The 20,262-nt window shown below is 74.1% G+C and carries 17 protein-coding genes; 8 read left to right on the top strand and 9 right to left on the bottom strand.

All coding sequences use genetic code 11. From position 1 onward, the window contains the following. The first annotated feature begins 4 nt into the window (after positions 1-4). On the top strand, positions 5-748 hold the full coding sequence (locus tag ACFYUV_RS04185) for a crotonase/enoyl-CoA hydratase family protein (protein ID WP_387664677.1): 744 nt from the start codon (positions 5-7) through the stop codon (positions 746-748). A gap of 100 nt (positions 749-848) precedes the next feature. Here the strand turns inward: ACFYUV_RS04185 and ACFYUV_RS04190 are convergent, their stop codons facing one another. Continuing rightward, the gene (locus tag ACFYUV_RS04190; protein ID WP_387664679.1) at positions 849-1,829 is read right to left on the bottom strand and encodes a helix-turn-helix transcriptional regulator; all 981 of its coding nucleotides are present in this window, start codon (positions 1,827-1,829) and stop codon (positions 849-851) included. 62 nt (positions 1,830-1,891) lie between these two features. On the opposite strand from ACFYUV_RS04190, the gene ACFYUV_RS04195 reads away from it, so the two are divergent. Together ACFYUV_RS04195 and ACFYUV_RS04200 are read left to right on the top strand one after the other, a co-directional pair. Further along, a complete protein-coding gene (locus ACFYUV_RS04195; RefSeq protein WP_387664682.1) occupies positions 1,892-3,064 on the top strand; it encodes an epoxide hydrolase family protein in 1,173 nt (390 codons plus the stop codon). A gap of 5 nt (positions 3,065-3,069) precedes the next feature. Beyond that, on the top strand, positions 3,070-4,137 hold the full coding sequence (locus ACFYUV_RS04200; protein WP_387664685.1) for a winged helix DNA-binding domain-containing protein: 1,068 nt from the start codon (positions 3,070-3,072) through the stop codon (positions 4,135-4,137). 5 nt (positions 4,138-4,142) lie between these two features. Here ACFYUV_RS04200 and ACFYUV_RS04205 read toward each other — a convergent pair whose 3' ends face one another. Further along, positions 4,143-5,423 carry an FAD-binding oxidoreductase gene (locus ACFYUV_RS04205; RefSeq protein ID WP_387664688.1) on the bottom strand — a complete coding sequence of 427 codons (1,281 nt, stop codon included), beginning with the start codon at positions 5,421-5,423 and terminating at the stop codon, positions 4,143-4,145. A 55-nt stretch (positions 5,424-5,478) separates the two neighbouring features. On the opposite strand from ACFYUV_RS04205, the gene ACFYUV_RS04210 reads away from it, so the two are divergent. Together ACFYUV_RS04210 and ligD are read left to right on the top strand one after the other, a co-directional pair. Next, on the top strand, positions 5,479-8,670 hold the full coding sequence (locus ACFYUV_RS04210) for a BTAD domain-containing putative transcriptional regulator (protein ID WP_387664691.1): 3,192 nt from the start codon (positions 5,479-5,481) through the stop codon (positions 8,668-8,670). 29 nt (positions 8,671-8,699) lie between these two features. Next, positions 8,700-9,911 (top strand): non-homologous end-joining DNA ligase, encoded by a 1,212-nt coding sequence (ligD, locus tag ACFYUV_RS04215; protein ID WP_387664693.1) that lies wholly within the window; start codon positions 8,700-8,702, stop codon positions 9,909-9,911. 18 nt (positions 9,912-9,929) lie between these two features. Here ligD and ACFYUV_RS04220 read toward each other — a convergent pair whose 3' ends face one another. From ACFYUV_RS04220 to ACFYUV_RS04230, 3 genes are all read right to left on the bottom strand, one after another. Further along, positions 9,930-11,348 (bottom strand): NAD(P)/FAD-dependent oxidoreductase, encoded by a 1,419-nt coding sequence (locus ACFYUV_RS04220; RefSeq protein ID WP_387664695.1) that lies wholly within the window; start codon positions 11,346-11,348, stop codon positions 9,930-9,932. Further along, positions 11,345-11,971 carry a helix-turn-helix domain-containing protein gene (locus ACFYUV_RS04225; protein WP_387664698.1) on the bottom strand — a complete coding sequence of 209 codons (627 nt, stop codon included), beginning with the start codon at positions 11,969-11,971 and terminating at the stop codon, positions 11,345-11,347. Before ACFYUV_RS04225 ends, ACFYUV_RS04220 begins: the two co-directional genes overlap by 4 nt. Positions 11,972-12,094: 123 nt before the next feature. Next, positions 12,095-12,982, bottom strand: coding sequence for an SDR family oxidoreductase (locus ACFYUV_RS04230; protein WP_387664700.1), 888 nt, complete (start codon positions 12,980-12,982; stop codon positions 12,095-12,097). 87 nt (positions 12,983-13,069) lie between these two features. Between ACFYUV_RS04230 and ACFYUV_RS04235 the strand changes: the two genes are divergently transcribed. Further along, entirely contained in the window at positions 13,070-14,836 is a 1,767-nt protein-coding gene (locus tag ACFYUV_RS04235) for a thiamine pyrophosphate-dependent enzyme (protein ID WP_387664702.1), read from the top strand. 17 nt (positions 14,837-14,853) lie between these two features. Here ACFYUV_RS04235 and ACFYUV_RS04240 read toward each other — a convergent pair whose 3' ends face one another. Beyond that, entirely contained in the window at positions 14,854-15,606 is a 753-nt protein-coding gene (locus tag ACFYUV_RS04240) for an IclR family transcriptional regulator (protein WP_352356857.1), read from the bottom strand. An 80-nt stretch (positions 15,607-15,686) separates the two neighbouring features. Here ACFYUV_RS04240 and ACFYUV_RS04245 point away from each other — a divergent pair, with 80 nt between their 5' ends. Both ACFYUV_RS04245 and ACFYUV_RS04250 read left to right on the top strand, forming a co-directional pair. Next, positions 15,687-16,859, top strand: coding sequence for a 4-hydroxybenzoate 3-monooxygenase (locus ACFYUV_RS04245; protein ID WP_387664705.1), 1,173 nt, complete (start codon positions 15,687-15,689; stop codon positions 16,857-16,859). A gap of 104 nt (positions 16,860-16,963) precedes the next feature. After that, positions 16,964-17,269, top strand: a complete 306-nt coding sequence (locus ACFYUV_RS04250) for a DUF6401 family natural product biosynthesis protein (RefSeq protein WP_387664708.1) — start codon at positions 16,964-16,966, stop codon at positions 17,267-17,269. An 84-nt stretch (positions 17,270-17,353) separates the two neighbouring features. Here the strand turns inward: ACFYUV_RS04250 and ACFYUV_RS04255 are convergent, their stop codons facing one another. The 3 genes from ACFYUV_RS04255 to ACFYUV_RS04265 all read right to left on the bottom strand — a co-directional run bounded on the left by ACFYUV_RS04255 (position 17,354) and on the right by ACFYUV_RS04265 (position 20,255). After that, positions 17,354-18,193 (bottom strand): hypothetical protein, encoded by an 840-nt coding sequence (locus ACFYUV_RS04255; RefSeq protein WP_387665305.1) that lies wholly within the window; start codon positions 18,191-18,193, stop codon positions 17,354-17,356. Between the two features lie 122 nt (positions 18,194-18,315). Next, positions 18,316-18,882, bottom strand: a complete 567-nt coding sequence (locus tag ACFYUV_RS04260) for a hypothetical protein (protein WP_387664710.1) — start codon at positions 18,880-18,882, stop codon at positions 18,316-18,318. Continuing rightward, positions 18,882-20,255 (bottom strand): NAD(P)/FAD-dependent oxidoreductase, encoded by a 1,374-nt coding sequence (locus ACFYUV_RS04265; RefSeq protein ID WP_387664712.1) that lies wholly within the window; start codon positions 20,253-20,255, stop codon positions 18,882-18,884. The genes ACFYUV_RS04260 and ACFYUV_RS04265 overlap by 1 nt, the downstream gene beginning before the upstream one ends. Between the last annotated feature and the right edge of the window lie 7 nt (positions 20,256-20,262).

The following is a 20,262-nucleotide window of genomic DNA, read 5'->3' on the forward strand; positions in this document are numbered from 1 at the left end:
TCGCATGACCGTACGCGTCGAGCGCGAGGGGCCCGTCACCACCGTCGTCATCAGCAGGCCGGAGGCGCGCAACGCGGTGGACAGGAAGACCGCCGACGCCCTCGCGGACGCGTTCGCCGGCTTCGAGCGCTCCGACGCGGCCGTGGCGGTGTTGTGGGGCGAGGGCGGCACGTTCTGCGCCGGGGCCGACCTCAAGGCGCTGGACAACCACGTCGGCGAGGACGGCGACGGGCCCATGGGGCCCACCAGGATGCGGCTGTCCAAGCCGGTGATCGCGGCCGTCGCCGGGCACGCGGTGGCCGGCGGGCTGGAGCTCGCCCTCTGGTGCGACCTGCGGGTGGCCGAGGAGGACGCGGTGTTCGGCGTCTTCTGCCGCCGCTGGGGCGTGCCGCTGATCGACGGCGGCACGGTGCGGCTGCCCCGGCTCGTCGGCGCGTCCCGTGCCATGGACATGATCCTCACCGGCCGCGCGGTGAGCGCCCCGGAGGCCCGTGACATGGGCCTGGTCAACCGCCTGGTGCCCACCGGCACGGCCCGGCGGCACGCCGAGGAGCTGGCCGCGCGGATCGCCGCGTTCCCGCAGGCGTGCCTGCGCGGCGACCGCATGTCGCTGCTGGAGCAGGACGGCCTGCCCGAGGAGGAGGCCATGCGCAACGAGCTGCGCCACGGCCTGGTCTCGCTGCCGGACGCCGCGGAGGGCGCCGCCAGGTTCGCCGCCGGCGCGGGCCGCCACGGCGACCCCGCCTGACACGGCGCCGACGGGCGTCGCCTGGCCGGGCGCGGCCTTTGACGTGCCGGCTGGCCGGGCACGGCCTTCTAAGGCGTGCCGGCTGGCCGGGCACGGCCTTTCAAGGCGTGCCGGGTGGCTGGTCGGCGGCGGCGATCGCGCGCTGGTAGCGGCTCGTCAGCGTGCGCAGCGCGGCCACCAGCTCCGGCGAGTCCTCGACCGTGAAGTCCGCGTCGAGCAGGCCCAGGTGGAGGGCGAGCATCTCCGGATGGTCCGAGCCGGGCTCGAACACGCACCGGTCCTCGCCCAGCGGCTGCACGTCCACCGGGATCGGCAGCCGGTCGCGCACGTGCGAGGCGGGCGCGTGCACGATGACCCGCGCCCGGTAGCGCCAGGTCGCCTCGCCGGCCCCGCGGGCCACCCGCGCCGTGATCTCGTGGTCGGGCGGCAGCTCGCGGGGCGTGAAGCGCGGCCCCGCCGGCGTCCGCGGTTCGATCCGGTCGACCCGGAAGGTGCGCCAGGCGTCCCGGTCGACGTCCCAGGCCACCAGGTACCAGCGCCGCCGGTCGTGCACCAGGCGGTACGGCTCCACCGAGCGCCGGCTGGCCGCCCCGGAATGCGCCCGGTAGTCGAACCGCAGCCGCTCATGGTCGCGGCACGCGCTCGCGATCACGGTCAGCACGTCGGGATCCACCTGCGAGCCGCGCGACGGCATCGGCAGCGCGTACGACTGGAAGGCGCTCACCCGGTGCCGCAGCCGCGCGGGCAGCACCTGCTGCAGTTTCGCCAGCGCCCGCATCGAGGTCTCCTCGATCCCGGCGATCGAGCCGCTCGCGGCGGTGCGCAGGCCGATCGCGACCGCCACCGCCTCGTCGTCGTCCAGCAGCAGCGGCGGCAGGGCGCCGTCCGAGCCGAGCCGGTAGCCGCCGGCCACGCCCGGCCGCGCGTCGACCGGGTAGCCGAGCGCGCGCAACCGGCCGACGTCGTTGCGGATCGTGCGGGTGGTGACGCCGAGCCGGGCGGCCAGCTCGGTGCTCGTCCAGTCGCGCCTGGCCTGGAACAGGGACAGCAGGCGCAGCAGCCGCGCCGAGGTTTCCAGCATTCTTCGATCCTGACGACGATCTAGGAACGATCCTTTCCGCGAATGTTCCTAGTGTTCTCCGCATGAGCGCAAGAGCACTCATGGCCGAGCCGTTCACAAGGAGAAGCGCCGTGCGCGACGACATGCAGCCCTTCCGAATCGAGATCCCCCAGGCCGACGTCGACCACCTGCACGACCGGCTCGCCCACGCCCGCTGGCCCGGCGAGCTGCCCGGCGTCGGATGGACCCGCGGCGTGCCGCTCGGCCACCTGAAGGAGCTCGCCGGGTACTGGCGCACGCAGTACGACTGGCGCGCCCAGGAGGCCCGGCTCAACCGGTACCCGCAGTTCACCACCGAGATCGACGGCCAGCGCATCCACTTCCTGCACGTCAGGTCCGACCGGCCCGACGCCAGGCCGCTGCTCATCACCCACGGCTACCCGAGCTCCGTCGCCGAGTTCCTGCACCTGATCGAGCCACTGGTCGCCCCGGACGAGGGCCCGGCCTTCCACGTCGTCGCGCCGTCGCTGCCCGGCTACGCCTTCTCCACGCCGCTGGGCGGGACCGGCTGGTCGATGGGGCGCACCGCACGCGCCTGGGCCGAGCTGATGGGCCGCCTCGGCTACGACCGGTACGGCGTGCACGGCGGCGACGTCGGCGCGGGCGTGTCCGGCCTGCTCGCCGGCCTCGACGGCGAGCACGTCGTCGGCGTGCACGTGGTGACCGATCCGTTCACCGCCGCGAACGTCGCCACCTTCATGCCGGGGATCGCCGACCGGCTCGACGCCGACGACCCGGTCGACAAGCTGATCCTGAGCCGGATGGACGCCTTCCAGCAGGAGGGCTCCGGCTACCTGGCGATCCAGAACAGCCGGCCGCAGACCATCGGCTACGGCTTGGCCGACTCGCCGCTGCTGCAGCTCGCCTGGATCGCCGAGAAGGTCCACGAGTGGACCGACCTGCCGGTCGACCGCGACCAGCTGCTCACCACGGTCAGCCTGTACTGGTTCACCGGCTCCGGCGCGTCGGCCGCGCACACCCTGTACGAGCAGGCCCACTCCGCCGACTGGGGCGCGCCGCCCGCCGTGCCGCAGGGGTTCGCGGTCTTCGGCGCCGACGAGACCGTGCGCCGGCTGGTGCCCGCGCCGGCCGGCGCGCACTGGAGCGAGTTCGAGCGCGGCAGGCACTTCCCCGCGATGGAGGCCCCCGCCCTGCTGGCGGCCGACCTGCGGGCCTTCTTCGGGCCGCTGCGGTGAGTGACGTGCTGAGCCGGCGTCGCCTCAACCGGGCCACGCTGGCCCGCCAGTACCTGCTGGAACGCGCGCCGGGCCGGGCGATCGACGCGATCGAGCACCTGGGCGGCATGCAGTCCCAGGCGCCGCTGGCCCCGTACGTGGGGTTGTGGACCCGGCTGCGGGGCTTCGCGCCGGATGAGCTGTCGGCGCTGACCGAGCAGCGCCAGGTGGTGCGGCTGCACCTGATGCGCAACACCGTGCACCTCGTCAGCGCGCGCGACTGCCTGGACTGGCGCGCGCTGTTCCGTCCGCTGCACGCCGCCGGCTTCCGCGCGCACTTCCGCCACGGCCTCGGCGACGCGGACCGGGAGGCGCTGCTCGAACAGGCCGGGCGGCTGCTGGCGGAGCGGCCGCGCACCCGCGGCGAGCTCGGCAGGCTGCTCGCGCGGAGCCGGCCGGGCGCCGATCCGAGCGCGCTGGCCTACGCGGTCACGCATCACCTCGCGCTGTGCCAGGTGCCGCCGCGGGGCGTCTGGGGCGGCACCGGCCCCGCCGCGTGGGCGCCGGTGGAGAGCTGGCTGGGCGCGCCGCTGCGCCCGGCGCCGGTGGACGCGCTGGTGCTGCGCTATCTCGGCGCGTTCGGCCCGGCGAGCGTCGCGGACGTGCAGCTGTGGTCCGGGCTGACCCACCTGCGCGAGGTGGTGGAGCGGCTGCCCCTGAGGGTGTTCCGCGGGGAGGAGCGGCAGGTGCTGTACGACCTGGCCGACGCGCCCCGCCCGGCCGAGGACGTGCCCGCCCCGCCCAGATTCCTCCCTGAATACGACAATCTGCTGCTGTCACACAAGGACCGGACCCGGGTGATCCCCGGCAACCGCCCCGTCCCGCTCCCCCCGGGCAACGGCGCGACCACCGGCACCTTCCTGGTCGACGGCATGTGGCAGGGCACCTGGCGAATCCGGGACCGGACGCTGCGCATCCGGCCTTTCACCCCGTTGCGCCGCACGGATCGCGACGCCCTGCTGACCGAGGCCGCCGGGTTGTGCGCCTTCCTCGATCCCCGGGCGACGTGCGACCTGGTCCTCGAAGAGCCGTAGGCCGCTCAGCCGAGCACCGGGAAGTTGGACCTGATGACGCTCAGCGGGTCGCGGGCGCGCTTGAGGTCGCGCAGCCGGGCCAGCGTCTCGGGCGAGAACGCCGCCGCCGCCTGCTCCCCGCCGTGCAGCATCGTGAACGGACGCCGCCCGGTGCTGAACGGCACCAGCGACTTGCCGAGCCGCTCCATCCGCTCCGCCACCTCCGGCGACGGCAGGCCCAGCGCGTGCACGAGGTACGGCTCCGCCAGCCGCTCCACCGCGCCCCCGCCCTCGACCGGCCTGGCCACGGCCCCGCCCAGGTGCCGGACCTGCACCGCCAGCAGCGGCTCGATCGGCTCGCCGGCCAGCACGCCGGCGACCTCGTCGTCCAGCCTGGTCAGCAGCTCGGTGTGGCCCACGCCCGGGCTCGGGTCGACCGGCTCGTCGCAGATCGAGGCCAGCTCGGCCACCGGCAGCCGCCGCCTGGTGTCGGCGATCGCCCCGCCCACCGCCTCGAACGGCCGCAGCAGCGCCCCGGGGTCGGCCCCCAGGTAGGTGCAGTCGGCCATGACGAAGCCGGGGGCGCCGGGCGGCGTCAGGAGCTGGAACCACACCGACAGCTCCTCCGGCGCGTCGGCGGTGACCTCGCGGAAGGCCGCCATGACCTGCTCGGCGCGGTCGGCCGGCCAGATGATCCGGCCGCCGTACAGCACGGGCGCGGGGTGCAGGTCGAACTCCAGCGCCGTCACGATCGCGAAGTCGCCGCCGCCGCCGCGCAGGGCCCAGAACAGCTCGGGGTCGCGTTCGGCGGTCACCCTGACCCGGCCGCCGTCGGCGTCCACGGCCTCGACGGCGCGCACGCTGTCGGCGGCGAAGCCGTACCTGCGGCTGAACCAGCTCAGGCCGCCGCCCAGGGTGTAACCGGTCACGCTCACCACCGGCGAGCTGCCCGCCAGGCCGGTCAGCCCGAGCGGGCTCGCGGCCGCCAGCACCTCGCCCCACTTCACGCCCGCGCCGACGCGCGCCACGCCGTCGCGGATCTCCACCCCGCCCAGCCGGCCGGTACGCAGCAGGATCGTCCCCTCGGTGTCGCCCGACGCGCCGTGGCCGCTCGGCTGCGCGGTGACCGCCAGGCCGTGCAGGCGGGCGTAGCCGATCACGGCGGCCACGTCGTCGGCGTCGGCCGCCTCGACCACCGCGCGCACCTGCTGGTCCACCGCCAGGTTCCAGGGCCGTCGCGCCTGGTCGAAGCCGTCGTCGCCGGGGAGCAGCACCGGACCGGCCGTCATGTTCCTCAGTTCGTTCATGTGATCAATGATGCGTCGTCCCACTTGCGTGGGAATTGGGGTTGACTTGAGGTCTGTGGAGTTCAGACTTTTCGGGCCGCTTGAGGTGGACGACGCCGACGGCGTCCGGCTCGACCTCGGCACCCGCAAGCAGCGAGCGGTGCTGGCCATGCTGGCGATGGAACCGGGCCGCATCGTGCCGCTCGACCGGCTGATCGACGAGCTGTGGGCGGGGGAGGCCCCGGCCAGGGCCACCGCCACGCTCCAGGCGTACGTGTCGCACCTGCGGCGGGTGCTCGAACCCGGACGCAGGCCGCGCACGCCGCCCCGGGTGCTGCTCACCCGCGAGCCCGGCTACCTGCTGGACATCGCGCCCGGCCAGACGGACGTCGCCCGCTTCGCCTCCTGGACGGCCGACGGCGCCCGGCTGGTGCGGCAGGGACGGCACGGCGAGGCGGCGCGGGTGCTCGACCGCGCGCTCGGCCTGTGGCGCGGCGAGCCGCTGGCCGAGTTCCCCGGGCTCGCGCCCGAGGTGCCGGCCCGGCTGGCGCAGCTGCGGCTGGCGGCCGAGGAGGACCGGCTGGAGGCGCGGCTGGAGCTGGGCGAGGCCACCGTGCCCGACCTGGAGGCGCTGGCCGAGGCGTACCCGTACCGGGAGCGGGCGTGGCGGCTGCTGGTGCTCGGGCTCTACCGGGCGGGCCGGCAGGCCGACGCGCTGGCCGCCCTGCGCCGGGTGCGCGGCCTGCTGGCCGGACGGCTGGGCATCGAGCCGGGACCGGAGCTCAGACGCCTGGAACAGGCCGTCTTCGACCAGTCCCCGGCCCTGGACGCCCCCGGCGCGACGACCGGCCGCCCGGCGGCGGACCGAGGGGCGGAGGCCGCTCCGGAGCCGCCGCCCATGGCGGGCCGGGGCGCGGGGGAGCGGCTGGTGGGACGGGAGGCGGAGCTGCGGACCCTGGAGGAGCTGCTGGGCGCGGCGCGGGCCGGGCGCGGCGGGCTGGCGCTGGTCACCGGCGAGCCCGGCATCGGCAAGACCAGCCTGGCCAGGGCCGCCGCCGACCTGGCCGCCGCCCGCGGATTCCGGGTGGAATGGGGCAGGTGCCTGGACGACGCCAGGGCCCCGGCGTTCTGGCCGTGGACGCGGGCGGGCATGATCCCGCCGTCGCCGCACGCCGAGCTGTTCGACCTCTACGACGCCGTGCTCGACTCGCTGCGCGGCGGCCCGCTGCTGCTGGTGCTGGAGGACCTGCACTGGGCCGACGCCTCCTCGCTGAAGCTGCTCGGCCACGTCGCCGGCGAGCTGGCGGGCACGTCCGCCCTGGTGCTGGCCACGCTCAGGCCCGAGCCGGACGGCCACCCTGCCCAGCTCCGCGAGACCCTGGCCGCCCTGTCCAGGGAGGGCCGCAGGCTGCCGCTCGCGCCGTTCGACGCCGACGGGGTGCGCGACTTCCTGCGCCTGCGCGAGGTGACCGCCGACCCGGAAGAGCTGCTCGACCGCTCCGGCGGCAACCCGTTCTACCTCACCGAGCTGCTGCGGCTGCCCGAACGCGAACGCCATCTCGTCCCGCCCGGCGCACGCGACGTGATCGACCGCAGGCTCGCCAGGCTGCCCGGGACGACGCTGGACCTGCTCAGGGCGGCCGCCGTCGCGGGCCGCGAGGTCGAGGTGGACCTGCTGGCCGCGCTCGTGGAGCAGCCGGTCGAGGACGTCATGACCGGCCTGGAGCCGGCCCTGGCCGCCGGGCTGCTGACCGAGGCCGCCGATTACCGCTTCTCGCACGCCCTCGTCCGCCAGGCCCTCGACGCCGGCCTGACCACGCTCGCCCGCGCCCGGCTGCACCTGCGCGCCGGCCTGCACCTGGAGAGCGTGCCCGGCGCCGACCCGGCGCTGCTGGCCGGCCACTTCGCCGCGGCGGCCAGGCTGGGCGGCGCGCCCAAGGCCGTCACGCACGCCTGCGAGGCCGCCGCCCAGGCCGCCGCCCGGCACGGCTACCAGGAGGCCGTCGAGCTGTGGGAGCTGGCGCTCGCCCACCTCCCGCCCGGCGACTCGCCGCGGCGCTGCCGGCTGCTCACCGAGCTGGGCCGGGCCCGCCGCAGCCTGGGCGATGCCGCCGGCGCCCACCGCGACCTGGACGAGGCCGTCGCCCAGGCCCAGCGGCTCGGCGACCGGGACGCGCTGGTGGCCGCCGTCTCGGTGTTCGGCGGGCTGTCGGTGTGGAACTGGCGGCCGTACGGCGTCGTGGACGAGACGATGGTCGCGGTGCTGGAGGACCTGCTCGCCCGCGGCCAGGACCCGGCGTCCAGGGCGGCGCTGCTCGGCACGCTCGGCATCGAGCTGCACTACGGCCCGCGCCGCGCGGAGGGCGAGCGGCTGGCGCTGGAGGCCGTCGAGCTGGCCCGCGGCCTGGACGACCCGATGCTGCTGGCCAAGGCGCTGAACAACTACCTGATCGCCGGGTTCGTCCCGGGCCGCAACGACGCGCGGCGCAGGGCGGCCGAGGAGATGCTGGCCGTGCCGGGCCTGCCCAGGGAGGCCCGGCTGGTCGGGCGCGTCCTGCGCATGTCGTGCCTGCTGCGCGCGGGGGACCTGGCCGAGTGGGCCAGGGACCTGGACCGCTGCGAGCAGCTCCTGCACGAGGTCGCCCGGCCCGAGCTGGAGGCCATGGTCCGCGTCTCCCAGACCGCCGCGCACACCCTGCACGCCCGCTGGGACGAGGCCGAGGCCCTGCTCGCCCGCTTCCCAGGGCTCGCGTTCGGCGGCAGCCTGTGGGGGATCGAGGCGCGCCGCCTGGGCACCCTCTACACCTGCCGGCGCGGCCAGGGCCGGGGCGCGGAGCTGCTGGCGGAGCTGGTGGCGGCGGGGGAGCGGCCGCTGATGAGCCCGGTGCGCCCGCTGGCCGTGCTCGCCGCGCTGGAGGCCGGGCGGCCGGAGCTGGCCCGGGAGCTGATCGGCCGGTGGGGGGTGGAGCTGCGCGAGGACTGGGCCGCCGACTTCCTGCACCCCGTCTGGGGGCTGGTGGCCGCCCGCCTCGGCACGCCCGACCCCGCCGAGCTGTACGAACGGCTGCTGCCCATCGCCGGCCAGCTCATCGTCATGGGCATGGGCAGCGCCGCCTGGGGCTCGGTGCACGACGTGCTGGCCGAGCTGGCCCGGCGGCTCGGCCGCGGACGGGAGGCGCGTGAGCACAACGAGGCCGCCGTCGAGCTGCACCGGCGGCTCGGGCTGACCTACTGGGAGGCGCGCAGCCGGGGGTGGCGTCCCGGCTGACTGTCGGACCCGCCGCGTATCGTGATCTCATGCCTGACATCGAGGTCGCGGGCCGTTCCGTCCGCGTCACCAGCCCCGACAAGGTGGTCTTCCCGCAGTCCGGCCACACCAAGCTCGACCTGATCCGGTTCTACCAGGCGGTCGGCGAGGCGGCGCTGCGCGGCGTGCACGGGCGGCCGATGGTGCTCAAGCGGTTCGTCCACGGCATCGAGCAGGAGGCGTTCTTCCAGAAGCGCGCGCCGGCCAAGCGGCCCGACTGGATCGAGGTGGCCGAGCTGCGCTACCGGTCCGGGCTGAGCGCCGAAGAGGTGGTCTGCACCGATCTGGCGCAGTTGCTCTGGGTGGTCAACCTCGGCTGCGTCGACCTCAACCCCCATCCGGTCCGCGCCGACGACCTGGCCAGGCCCGACGAGCTGCGCATCGACCTCGACCCCGTCCCGGGCGTCGGGTGGGCCGACGTGCTGGCGACCGCGCAGGTGGCGCGCGAGGTGCTGGCCGACCACGGGCTGGTCGCCTGGCCCAAGACGTCCGGGTCGCGGGGCTTCCATGTCTATGCCCGGATCGACCGGCGGTGGTCGTTCGCCCAGGTGCGCAAGGCGGCCGAGACCGTGGCGCGCGAGGTCGAGCGGCGGGCCCCCGACCTGGCGACCAGCCGGTGGTGGAAGGAGGAGCGCCACGGCGTGTTCGTCGACTTCAACCAGAACGCCTACGATCGCACGGTGGCCTCGGCGTACTCGGTGCGGGCGGTGCCCGACGCCCGCGTGTCCACCCCGCTGAGCTGGGAGGAGGTGCCCGGCTGCCGGCCCGAGGAGTTCACCGTCGACACCGTGCCGAAGCGGCTGGCCGAGCTCGGCGACCCGTGGGAGGACATGGACCTGCACGCCGGCTCGCTCGACGGCCTCCTGGAGCTGGCCGAGGAGCTCGGGCCCGCGCCCAAGCCGCCCAAGGGCAGCGGGCGCAGGCAGCAGACCATGCCGGTCATCGAGATCGCCAGGGCCCAGCACAAGGAGGAGGCCCTGGCCGGGCTCGACCGCTGGAAGGCCCGCCACCCCGAGGTCGCGGCCCTGCTGGAGCCCGCCGACGTGCTGGTCGACGGCATGCGCGGGCGCAGCAGCGTGTGGTACCGGATCCGGGTCAACCTCCAGCACGTGCCGGAGGGCGAGCGGCCGGCGCAGGAGCCGCTGGAGGTCGACTACGACCCCTGGCAGGGCGCCGGCGGTCCCTCGGCGAGCGGCTCCTGACCGGTCCGGTGGGGCGGGTCAGCGGCCCGAGACGAGGTTGCCGAGGCGGGCGTACAGCGAGGTGCCGGTGCCGCGGTCGTTCTCGTGGCGGTCGGCGGCCCGGAACAGCGTGTAGATGAGCTGCACGCCCGCCCACCGCAGCGGCTCCGGCTCCCATTGCCGCACCTGCCGGCCCACCCACGGCAGCGCCGTCAGCTCGGTGTCCCGCCGCAGCACCAGGTCGCGCAGCGTGCGCCCGGCCAGGTTCGTGGTGGTGACGCCGCTGCCGACGTACCCGCCGGCCCAGCCCAGCCCGCTCGCGTGGTCGAGGTGCACGGTCGAGCACCAGTCGCGCGGCACGCCGAGCACGCCGCACCACGAGTGCTGCACCCGCGCGTCGGCCGCCGCCGGGAAGAGCTTCACCAGCATCCGCCACAGCAGCGCCACCGTCCGCGCCTGGGTGGCCCCCCGGCGGTCGGTCCGCGACCCGAACCGGTACGGCACCCCCCGCCCGCCGATCGCGATCCGGTCGTCGGCCGTGCGCTGGGCGTAGACGTAGGCGTGGGCCTGGTCGCCGAGCAGCTCGTGCCCGGCCCAGCCGATGTGCTTCCACACCTCGGCGGGCAGCGGCTCGGTGACGATCATGGAGCTGTTCATCGGCAGCCACTGCCGGTGCTGCCCGGCCAGTGACGCGGTGAAGCCCTCGGTGGCCCGGATGACGTAGTCGGCCGAGACGACGCCGAGCGGCGTGTGCGCGGTCGCCTTGCCGCCGCCCATGCGCGGCCGGATCTCGGTCACCGTCGTGCCCTCGAAGACGTCCACGCCCAGCGCGGCCACGGCCGAGGCCAGGCCGACGGCGAGCTTGGCCGGCTGCACGCGGGCGCAGTGCGGCGAGTACGCGGCCTCCAGCGTGCCCGCCACCTGGAGGCGTTCGCGCTGCTCGTCGCGGTCCATCAGCCGCATGTCGTCCTCGCCGTAGCCCCAGGAGCGCAGGTCGGCGACCTCCTCGCGGAGCCGCCGCCGCTGGGCCGGGTTGGTCGCCACGTGCACGAGACCGCCCTTGTGCACGTCGGCGTCGATGCCCTCGGCGCGGGTGACGTCGATGACCTCGTCCACCGCGCGGAACATGGCGTGCTGGAGGTCGATCATGGCCTGCCGGCCGCGGGCCTGGGCGTGCCGCTCGCGGGAGCCGGCGAACTCGGCCGACAGCCAGCCGCCGTTGCGCCCGGAGGCGCCGAACCCGGCGAACTCCTTCTCCAGGATCGCGATCCGCAGGTCGGGCTGGGCCTTCTTCAGGTAGTACGCCGTCCACAGGCCGGTGTAGCCGCCGCCGACGATCGCCACGTCGTACTCGCGGGAGCCGGGCAGCGCGGGCCGCCTGGCGGGCAGGCCGATCTGCCGGTACCAGAACGAGACGCCCCCGTTGGCGTAGTCGTCGGTGAGCGGGATGCCTGTCATGACTGTTCTGCCTCCACGGCTGCTACGTGCCCCTCCGCTGATTCCCCATCCGCTCTGTCCCCGGCGGACGGGGTGGGCGGGCTGATCACCCAGAGCACCTCGGCGGCCTCGTCGCCGTCGTTGACCACCCGGTGCGGGACCGATGTGCGGTACTCCACGCTGTCGCCGGGCCCCAGCGGGTGCGCGGCGGCGGACCCGGCCGGGCCCAGCCAGAGCGTGAGGCTGCCGCGCAGCACGAGGAAGATCTCCTGCGAGTCGCCGTGCGTGTACGGCTCGTCGCCGGTGGAGGCGCCGGGGTCGAACTCGCCGGCGTACATCTCCACAGTGCGCAGCGGGCGCTGGGAGATCAGGAACTTGCGGGTGCCCGGCGCGGTGGCCAGCTCGGGACGCTCGGCGCGGCGCACCACGCGGTGGGCGGGCTCGTCGTCCTCGTTGAACAGGTCGGCCACGGTGATGCCGAGAGCGGAGGAGATCCTGCGCAGCATGCCGATGCTCGCGCTGGTCTGCCCGCGTTCGAGCTGGCTGATGAAGCTGGGGCTCGCCTTGGCCTCGCCGGCCAGGGCGCGCACGGTCATGCCGCGCATGCCTCGGTAGACCCGGATGCGGGTGCCCAGGTCCGTCATCGAACCTCTCGATCGGTCAGGCTGAACAAGTTGTTCAGTGACGGTACCGACGGCGGAGAAAGCCCAGCAAGAGGGGGGTGCCTAACGAATCGGTAACCGGTCCCAGCCGCGGATGGGCGCCGGTCAGCCGCGCGTGGGCCGCTGGTAGCCCTCGTCGCCGCCGTAGACGCGCACCGACGGGTCCCGCTCGGGCTGCGTGGCCGGGCTGGTCGGCGAGGCGGTGTGCTCCTCGGCGAAGTCGTCCGAGGGCACCGGCGGCGGCGGGAACAGGTAGTCGTGCCAGGTGATCCGGCCCTTGGGGTCGGCCTCCGTGGTGAACGCGCCCGCGCGCTGCGCGGCGGCCAGCCTGCCCGGGATGCGCACCGGCAGGCACAGGCGGCGCAGGCGGCGGGCGTCCAGCCAGGTCCTGGTCAGCTCCTCGGTGCCGAGGACCTGCGGGCCGCCGTACTCGACGACGGCGCAGGCCGGGCCGCCGGCCAGCAGCGCGGCCAGACGGCCGGCGACGTCGTCCACGTGCACCGGCTGCCACAGCAGCGACCGGTCCACGGGCAGCACGGGCAGCGCCGCCAGGTCGCGCAGCAGCCGGTCCACCGACTGGTGGAACGGGGTGGCGCGGACGACCGTCCAGGCCATGCCGCTCTCCCTGACCAGCCGTTCGGCCTCCAGCTTGTGCCGGTGGCCGGGCGCGCGGTCCGCGCCGGCGATCGAGGGCAGCAGCACGTGCGCGGCCCCGGCCGCGCGAGCCGCCGCGGTCAGCGTGCGGGTGCCGGCCAGGTCCACCTGGGCGCGGCCCTGCCGGCCGCCGGTGGCCAGGTGCGCGACGGCCTCGACCTGCCGGACGGCCTCGGCGACGCCCTTGCCCGAGGCCAGATCGCCCCACACCCACTCCACGCCCCCGCGGTCCTCGTGCCGGGTACGGCTGAGCGCCCGTACCCGATGTCCCGCCTTGAGCAGGACGGGCACCAGGGCCCTGCCGAGGGTGCCGGTGGCTCCTGTGACCAGAATGCGCATGCCGGGTCCATACCCGCGAATCCCCAGAGATGACAATGATTTTCGTGACGAGGTCTGTGGACGGCGGTGCGGGGTAGAGCCGCCAATATGGCTCGTATCGCATCCGAATCCCTGATCGAACGGCTCGCCGAGTGGGGCGTGGACACCGTCTTCGGCCTGCCGGGCGACGGCATCAACGGCATCATGGAGGGGCTGCGCCGTCATCGTGATCGGGTGCGGTTCGTGCTGGTGCACCACGAGGAGGCCGCCGCCTTCATGGCCACCGGCTACGCCAAGGCCACGGGACGGATCGGCGTCTGCCTGGCCACCTCCGGCCCCGGCGGCATCCACCTGCTCAACGGCCTCTACGACGCCAAGCTCGACCACGTCCCCGTGCTGGCCATCACCGGCATGCAGGAGACCGCCGTGCTCGGCACCGGCTACCAGCAGGAGGTCCACCTCGACAAGCTGTTCGCCGACGTGGCCGAGTACAACATGATGATCACCAACCCGGCCCAGCTGCCCTCGCTGGTGGACCTGGCCGTCCGGACGGCCTACGCGCGGCGCGGCGTCGCCCATCTCACGCTGCCCAACGACATCCAGGTGGCCGACGCGGGGGAGGACCCGTACCGGACGGTCGCGCCGGTGCGCGCGCCGGAGACCGCGCCGATCTACCTGCGGCCCCCGGGGCTGCCGCGCCGGGAGGACCTGGCGCGCGCCGCCGAGGTGCTCAACGCCGCCGAACGGCCCGCCATCCTGGCCGGGCAGGGCGCGTTGCACGCCCGGCAGGAGGTGCTGGCCGTGGCCGAGGCGCTGGGCGCGCCGGTGGTCAAGACGCTGCCCGGCAAGGCGGTCGTCCCGGACGACTCGCCGTACACGACGGGCGGGATCGGGCTGCTCGGCACCAAGCCGAGCGAGGAGCTGATGGACGAGGCCGACGTCCTGTTCATGATCGGCACGAACTTCCCGTACTCGAAGTTCCTCCCCGAGCCGGGCAAGGCGCGGGTGGTGCAGTTCGAGGCCGAGCCGACCAGGGCCGGGGCGCGGGTGCCGACCGACGTGCCCGTGGTGTGCGACGCCAAGGAGGGCCTGCGCGAGCTGCTGCCGCTGCTCACCCGGCGCGGCGGCGACGGACACCTGGCCAAGTACCAGAAGCTCATGGCCAAGTGGCGCTCCGACATGGACAGCCTGGAGAACCCCGACAGGGACCCGATCGCCCCCCAGTACGCCATGTCCGTCCTGGACGATCTGGCCGCCGACGACGCCATCCTGACCTGCGACAGCGGCACGATCGCCACCTGGGCCGCCCGCCACTGGACGATCCGCGGCGGGCGCGAGTTCTACCTGTCGGGCACGCTGGCCACGATGGCGCCGGGCCTGCCGTACGCCATCGCCATGCAGCACGCCTTCCCCGGCCGGCAGGTCATCGCCTACGTCGGCGACGGCGGCTTCGCGATGCTGATGGCCGAGTTCCTGACCGCCGCCCAGCACCGGCTGCCGGTCAAGGTCGTCATCAACAACAACAACTCGCTCGGCCAGATCCTGTGGGAGCAGATGGTCCTCGGCTACCCCGAGCACGGCGTGCGCTTCGCCCAGCCGGAGGCCGACTACTCGGTCTGGGCCAGGGCGTGCGGCGGGTTCGGCGCCAAGGTCACCAAGTCCGGGGACGTGGCCGCGGCGATCAGGCAGGCGCTCGCCCACGACGGCCCCGCCCTGGTGGACGTGGACGTCAACCCGAACGAGCCGCCGATGCCCGGCAAGGTCTCCTACGACCAGGCCAAGAGCTTCGCCCAGGCGTTCCTGAAGGGGCAGCCGCACAAGGCGGCCATCGCGACCACCCTGTTCAAGGACCGCATCCAGAAGTTCACCGACTGACCGCCGCCGGCGGCCGGTCAGGGGGCCCGGCAGGCGGCGGCGATCCGGGCGGCGGTCTCCAGCAGCGGGTCCACCAGCCGGGGCAGCTCGCGGGCGCGCCGCGAGGCCAGCACGATCCCCACGGCGGCCACCGCCCGCCCGTCCACGACGACCGGCGCGGCCGCCGAGCACGAGCCGAGCGTCATCTCCTCGTGCGTCAGCGCGTAGCCCTGCGCCCGCACCGCCGCCAGCTCCCTGGCCAGCCGGCCCGGCTCGGTGACGGTGTGCGGCGTGGGCCGTTCGAGCGCGCGGGCCAGGTACGCCTGCACGAACCACTCCGGCTCGAAGGCCAGCAGCGCCTTGCCCACCCCGGTCGGGTGCATCGGCAGCCGCCCGCCCGTGCGCGAGACGATGGGCACGGCCCGCCTGCCGTACACCTTGTCCACGTACAGGACCTCCAGGCCGTCGCGGACGGCGAGGTGCACGTTCTCGCCGGTGGTGGCGAACAGCTCCTGGAGCCAGGGGTGCGCGCGGCCCTGGAGGCTGCCGGGCGCGAGCTGGCCGAGCTCCCACAGCCGCAGCCCCACCCGCAGCCGCCCGTCGGGGGAGCGGCTGAGCGCCTGCCACTCCTCCAGCTCGGCCACCAGCCGGTGGGCCGTGCTCAGCGGCACCCCGCTCCGCCTGGCCAGGTCGGTCAGCGTGAGCTGCGGATGGGCCGCGTCGAACGCCCCCAGGATGGCCAGCACCTTGGACGTCACCGTCTGCCCCGGACGCCGGGCTCCTCCGGACATGACCACACTCCTGCGCACATCTTCCACTCAGTGGAAGAGGCTACTCGGCTCCGAGGGCAGGCAGGCAGCAGACTTCCCTCATGCGAACTCAGGTCGGGATCATCGGCGCGGGCCCCGCGGGCCTGCTGCTGTCTCATCTGCTCCACCTGCGCGGCATCTCCTCGGTGGTGCTGGAGAGGCGCAGCCGCGCCTACGTCGAGCGGCGGGTCCGCGCGGGCGTCCTGGAGCAGGGCACGGTGGACACGCTCGTCGAGGCGGGCGTCGGCGCGCGCCTGCTGCGCGAGGGCCTGCCGCACCACGGCATCGAGCTGCGGTACGGCGGCGCGGGCCACCGCATCGCCTTCGACGAGCTCGTCCCCGGCCGGGCCATCACCGTCTACGGCCAGCAGGAGGTCGTCAAGGACCTGATCGCGGCCCGGCTGGCGGCGGGCGGCGACCTGCGGTTCGAGGTCGAGGACGTCGAGGTGCACTCGCCGGAGTCCGAGCCGTACCTCACCTTCGGCGGCGAGCGGCTCGACTGCGACGTGATCGCCGGGTGCGACGGCTTCCACGGCGTCTCGCGGCCGAGCGTCCCGGACGGGGTCCTGGAGGTGTTCGAGCGGGAGTACCCCTTCGCCTGGCTCGGCGTCCTGGCCGAGGTGGCGCCGTCGTCGGAGGAGCTGATCTACGCCAGGACCGAGCGCGGCTTCGCGCTGCACAGCATGCGCTCGCCCACGGTCAGCCGCTTCTACCTCCAGGTCCCGGCCGACGCCGACGTGGCGCAGTGGCCCGACGAGCGCGTCTGGGCCGAGCTGAAGGCCCGCCTGGAGACCGTCCCGGGCTTCGAGCTGACCACGGGCGAGATCATCGAGAAGGGCGTCACGCCGATGCGCTCCTTCGTCGCCGAGCCCATGCAGTACGGGCGGCTCTACCTGGCCGGGGACGCCGCCCACATCGTGCCGCCGACCGGCGCCAAGGGGCTGAACCTGGCCGTGGCCGACGTCCGGGTGCTGACCGAGGCGCTGGCGGCGTTCTTCGAGCACGGCTCGCCGGAGCTGCTCGACGGCTACTCGGCGGCGTGCCTGAAGCGGGTGTGGCGGGCGCAGCACTTCTCGTGGTGGATGACGACGCTGCTGCACACCTTCGATGAGGACGACCCGTACGGGCGGCGGCTCCAGACCTCCTACCTGGACTACGTCACCTCCTCGGAGGCGGCGGCGACCACGCTGGCGGAGAACTACGTCGGACTGCCCTTCGACCGACCGCACGACTGACCACATGACTGACCGCACGACTGACCGCACGACCGACCGCACGGCCGACCGCGCTACCCGCCCCCCGGGCGGGCTGACCTCGGGCGATGCCTTAAAGTTGGCGCGTGGTTTTCGAGGAGGGCTGGGCGCATGCGCCCCTGCGGTGGTTGATGGACACGCTGGGCCATGCCCAGCTCGCCAGGATGGAGCGCGAGCCGGCGCTGGTCGCGGCCGTGGATCAGCACGCGGCGCTGCTGCGTGACGCGATCCCGCTCGACCGCGAGACCCTCGGCGACTATCTGCTGGGCTTCCTCGACGAGCTGCGCCACCGCGGCTGGATCTTCAGCGGCGACCACGACGCGCCCGCGCTGCGGCTGACGGCGGTCTGCTGGCTCGCCCGCGAACAGGGCTTCCTCGCCGAACCCGCCTGAGCCCGCGCCGTACGTATCGCGCCGGCCGGCCTGCCGGCCGTGAGGGGTCCGCGTGGCCGGGCGCTTGTCCCGGCCACGCGGAGCTCAGCTCTCCGGCGGGAGGTCCGCGCGGGTCGCCCCGCCGGTCGTCCCGCCGGTCGGGCCGGTCGGGCCGGTGGTGCCGGGCGCGCCGGGCGCGCCGGGTGGGGTGCGGGCCGGTTCGGCGGGCCGGGCCATCGAGCGGGCGTCCTCACGCCCCCGCTGGTACGCCTCGGCGTGCGCCCTGGCCTGCGGCGCCTCCGCCTCGATCCGGCCGATCCAGCGCTCCCAGCGCTGCTGCATCGGACGGACGAGCCCGCCGCCGAGGCCGATGGCGATGATCGCGCCGATGGTGGCGAGCACGGTGATGAGCACCGGGGTCGTGACGGTCGTGGCGACGCCGATCTGGTTGAGCGCGGCGATGATGCCGAGCGCCCAGATGAAGACGGCCGCCGCGATGCCGAGCCAGCGCCCGTAGGACAGCCCGCCGAGCGCGCCGTCGACGAGATCCCGGACGGCCCGGGCGATCGCCCCGGCGATCACGATGATCACGATGGCGACCACGGCCTTGGGCAGCCAGCCCACCACCCCGTTGAGCAGCGCCGAGATCGGGTTGGGCCCGAAGACGCTGAAGGCGATCTGCAGGGTGATCAGCAGGATCGCGTAGTAGACGAGCTTGGCGAGCAGCCCGCTGGCGTCGTACCGGCTGCTTTCGAGCCAGCGCTGCACGCCGCTGCGCTGTACCGCCCGTTCGAACCCGACGCGGTCGAGGATCTTGTCCACGAGCTTCTGCAGCGCCTTCGCCACGATCCATCCGATGATCAGGATCACCAGGAACGCGACCAGCCTGGGCACGAACGTCGCGACCTGTCGCCAGGCGTCCGTCAGGCCTTGGCCAATATTGATGTCCACGGTTTCCTCCAAAACGAGGAGCTCATGGAGTCGCGGTACCCGGCTGAACTGGGACTATGCACGCATTGCTACCAAATTTTCGCTCAGTGTTACATTTGTACAAGTGTGCGCAGGGGTCAGTAGAGCCGGCGCAGGTCCATCTGGAAGTTCTGGTGCCAGGTCTGGCCGCCGTCCACGGTGGTCTCGCCGATCTCGTGCCAGGTGGTGCCGGTGAACGTCAGCGTGTAGCGGCTGGTGTAGGCGGGCGTCTGGAGGCTCCACTCGAAGGTGTCGTCGCCGACCACCGGCACCACCGTGGTGACGTAGCCGCGCGAGAACGCCTCCCAGCGGTACTGGCCGGTCGCCTCGGAGTAGTTGATCACCGCCAGGGCGCTGTCCACGATCGTGCGCGGGTCGGCCTTGTCGCGGCCCTGACCCTCGACCGAGATCACCAGGTCGCCCGCCTGCCAGCGCACCCGCTCGGTCTGCAGGAACTCCTGCCGGGTGCCGGAGGGCGTGACGGTCCAGCCCGCCCCCGCCCACGTGCCGATCATGAACGACAGCCGCCGCATGGCCTCCGCCTGCCCGGTGGACGCCTGCCCGCCCGCGGCCGAGGCGGGCGTCCGGGCGGCCGTCGCCGGGGCGGGGGAGAGCAGGGCCGCCAGTAAGGCGAGCGGCAGGAGCAGGCGGACCAGTGACTTCATCAAGGCGTCCTCGTCAGTGAGCGGCTGATGCCGAGCCGGGGGTGAGCGGTCAGGTAGAGGCCGGTGGCGGCGTCGTACAGGTCGTTGGCGTCCATGCGCATGGGCGCCAGGGTGCTGCCGGCGGGCGTGACGTTGCGCAGGGCGCGCAGCCCCGCGTCGTGGGCGGCGGTCACCAGCTCGCTCATCGGCGCGGTGCCGCCGGCGGTGGTGGCGTCGGTCAGGTCGGACAGCCCGGCCGTGATCGCGGCGAACGCGTGGTCGGACGTCCCGCCCCTGATCAGGTGCTGGGCCAGCCAGAAGTAGCTGGCCCGGCCGCGGTACTGCCGGTAGACCGAGGAGACCATGGTCAGCAGCCGCTGGTAGGCGTTGCGATACAGGGACTCGTAGAAGCCCAGGGCCTCCTGCTCGCTCACCTCGCCGCGTTCGGTGGCCGTGATCGAGGCCGCGGCCAGCAGGGCGCTGTACATGGCCAGGTGCACGCCGGTCGACAGCAGCGGGTCCAGGAAGCAGGCGGCGTCGCCGGCGATGCGGTAGCCGGGGCCGCAGAAGGAGTCGGCCACGTACGAGAAGTCCTGCTCGACGCGCACCGGGCCGGTGAACCTGCCGATCAGCCCCGCCACGGTCGGCGACTCGGCCACCACCGCGTGGAACATCTCCTCCGGCGACCGGTAGTGGGCACGCCGCTCCAGGAAGCGGGTCTGGTGGGTGACGAAGCCGACGCTGAACACCTCGCCGCGCAGCGGGATCACCCAGTACCACCCTTCCGGTGAGGAGATCACGTTGATGCCGCCGCCCGGCGTGTCGGGAAGGAGCTCGCCGCCCTGGTAGTAGCCCCAGATGGCGACGTTCCTGAAGACGTCGTGCGGGCGTCGGTCACGGAAGTGCTGCGCCGACAGTACCCCGGCGCGTCCGGAGGCGTCGACCACGTGATCGAAGCGCTCCAGGCCGCGGTCCCACTCGGCGGCGCGGGCGCGGCCGTCCTCGAACAGCACCCGCCTGACCCTGGCCTGCTGGATCACCTCGACGCCCTGGGAGGCGGCGTGGTCCAGCAGCACCTGGTCGAAGTCGTCCCGGTCCACCTGCCAGGAGCGCACCTCGGGGCCGAACGTGGCCGCCCAGTTCACCGTCCAGTCGCGCTCGGCGCCCCAGCGCAGCAGCAGGCCCTCCTTGACGGGATAACCGCGCTCCTCGATCTTCTCGTGCGCCCCGGCGTAGTCGATGATCGTCCGGCAGGACGGCGAGACGGACTCGCCGATGTGGTAACGCGGGAAACGTTCGCGTTCCAGGAGCCGGACGTCCATTCCGTTGCGGGCCAGCAGCGTCGCGGCGATCGAGCCCGCCGGGCCGCCGCCGATCACTAATACCTTGGTCATCGCGAGC

Origin of the sequence: Nonomuraea sp. NPDC003560 (genome assembly GCF_042878785.1) — a bacterium.
Lineage (GTDB): Bacteria > Actinomycetota > Actinomycetes > Streptosporangiales > Streptosporangiaceae > Nonomuraea.

Coding starts and splice junctions, on each gene's coding strand:
- ACFYUV_RS04185 (WP_387664677.1), top strand. CDS start 5: ATGACCGTACGCGTCGAGCGCGAGGGGCCCGTCACCACCGTCGTCATC.
- ACFYUV_RS04190 (WP_387664679.1), bottom strand. CDS start 1,829: ATGCTGGAAACCTCGGCGCGGCTGCTGCGCCTGCTGTCCCTGTTCCAG.
- ACFYUV_RS04195 (WP_387664682.1), top strand. CDS start 1,892: ATGAGCGCAAGAGCACTCATGGCCGAGCCGTTCACAAGGAGAAGCGCC.
- ACFYUV_RS04205 (WP_387664688.1), bottom strand. CDS start 5,423: ATGAACGAACTGAGGAACATGACGGCCGGTCCGGTGCTGCTCCCCGGC.
- ligD (WP_387664693.1), top strand. CDS start 8,700: ATGCCTGACATCGAGGTCGCGGGCCGTTCCGTCCGCGTCACCAGCCCC.
- ACFYUV_RS04220 (WP_387664695.1), bottom strand. CDS start 11,348: ATGACAGGCATCCCGCTCACCGACGACTACGCCAACGGGGGCGTCTCG.
- ACFYUV_RS04225 (WP_387664698.1), bottom strand. CDS start 11,971: ATGACGGACCTGGGCACCCGCATCCGGGTCTACCGAGGCATGCGCGGC.
- ACFYUV_RS04230 (WP_387664700.1), bottom strand. CDS start 12,982: ATGCGCATTCTGGTCACAGGAGCCACCGGCACCCTCGGCAGGGCCCTG.
- ACFYUV_RS04235 (WP_387664702.1), top strand. CDS start 13,070: ATGGCTCGTATCGCATCCGAATCCCTGATCGAACGGCTCGCCGAGTGG.
- ACFYUV_RS04240 (WP_352356857.1), bottom strand. CDS start 15,606: ATGTCCGGAGGAGCCCGGCGTCCGGGGCAGACGGTGACGTCCAAGGTG.
- ACFYUV_RS04245 (WP_387664705.1), top strand. CDS start 15,687: ATGCGAACTCAGGTCGGGATCATCGGCGCGGGCCCCGCGGGCCTGCTG.
- ACFYUV_RS04260 (WP_387664710.1), bottom strand. CDS start 18,882: ATGAAGTCACTGGTCCGCCTGCTCCTGCCGCTCGCCTTACTGGCGGCC.
- ACFYUV_RS04265 (WP_387664712.1), bottom strand. CDS start 20,255: ATGACCAAGGTATTAGTGATCGGCGGCGGCCCGGCGGGCTCGATCGCC.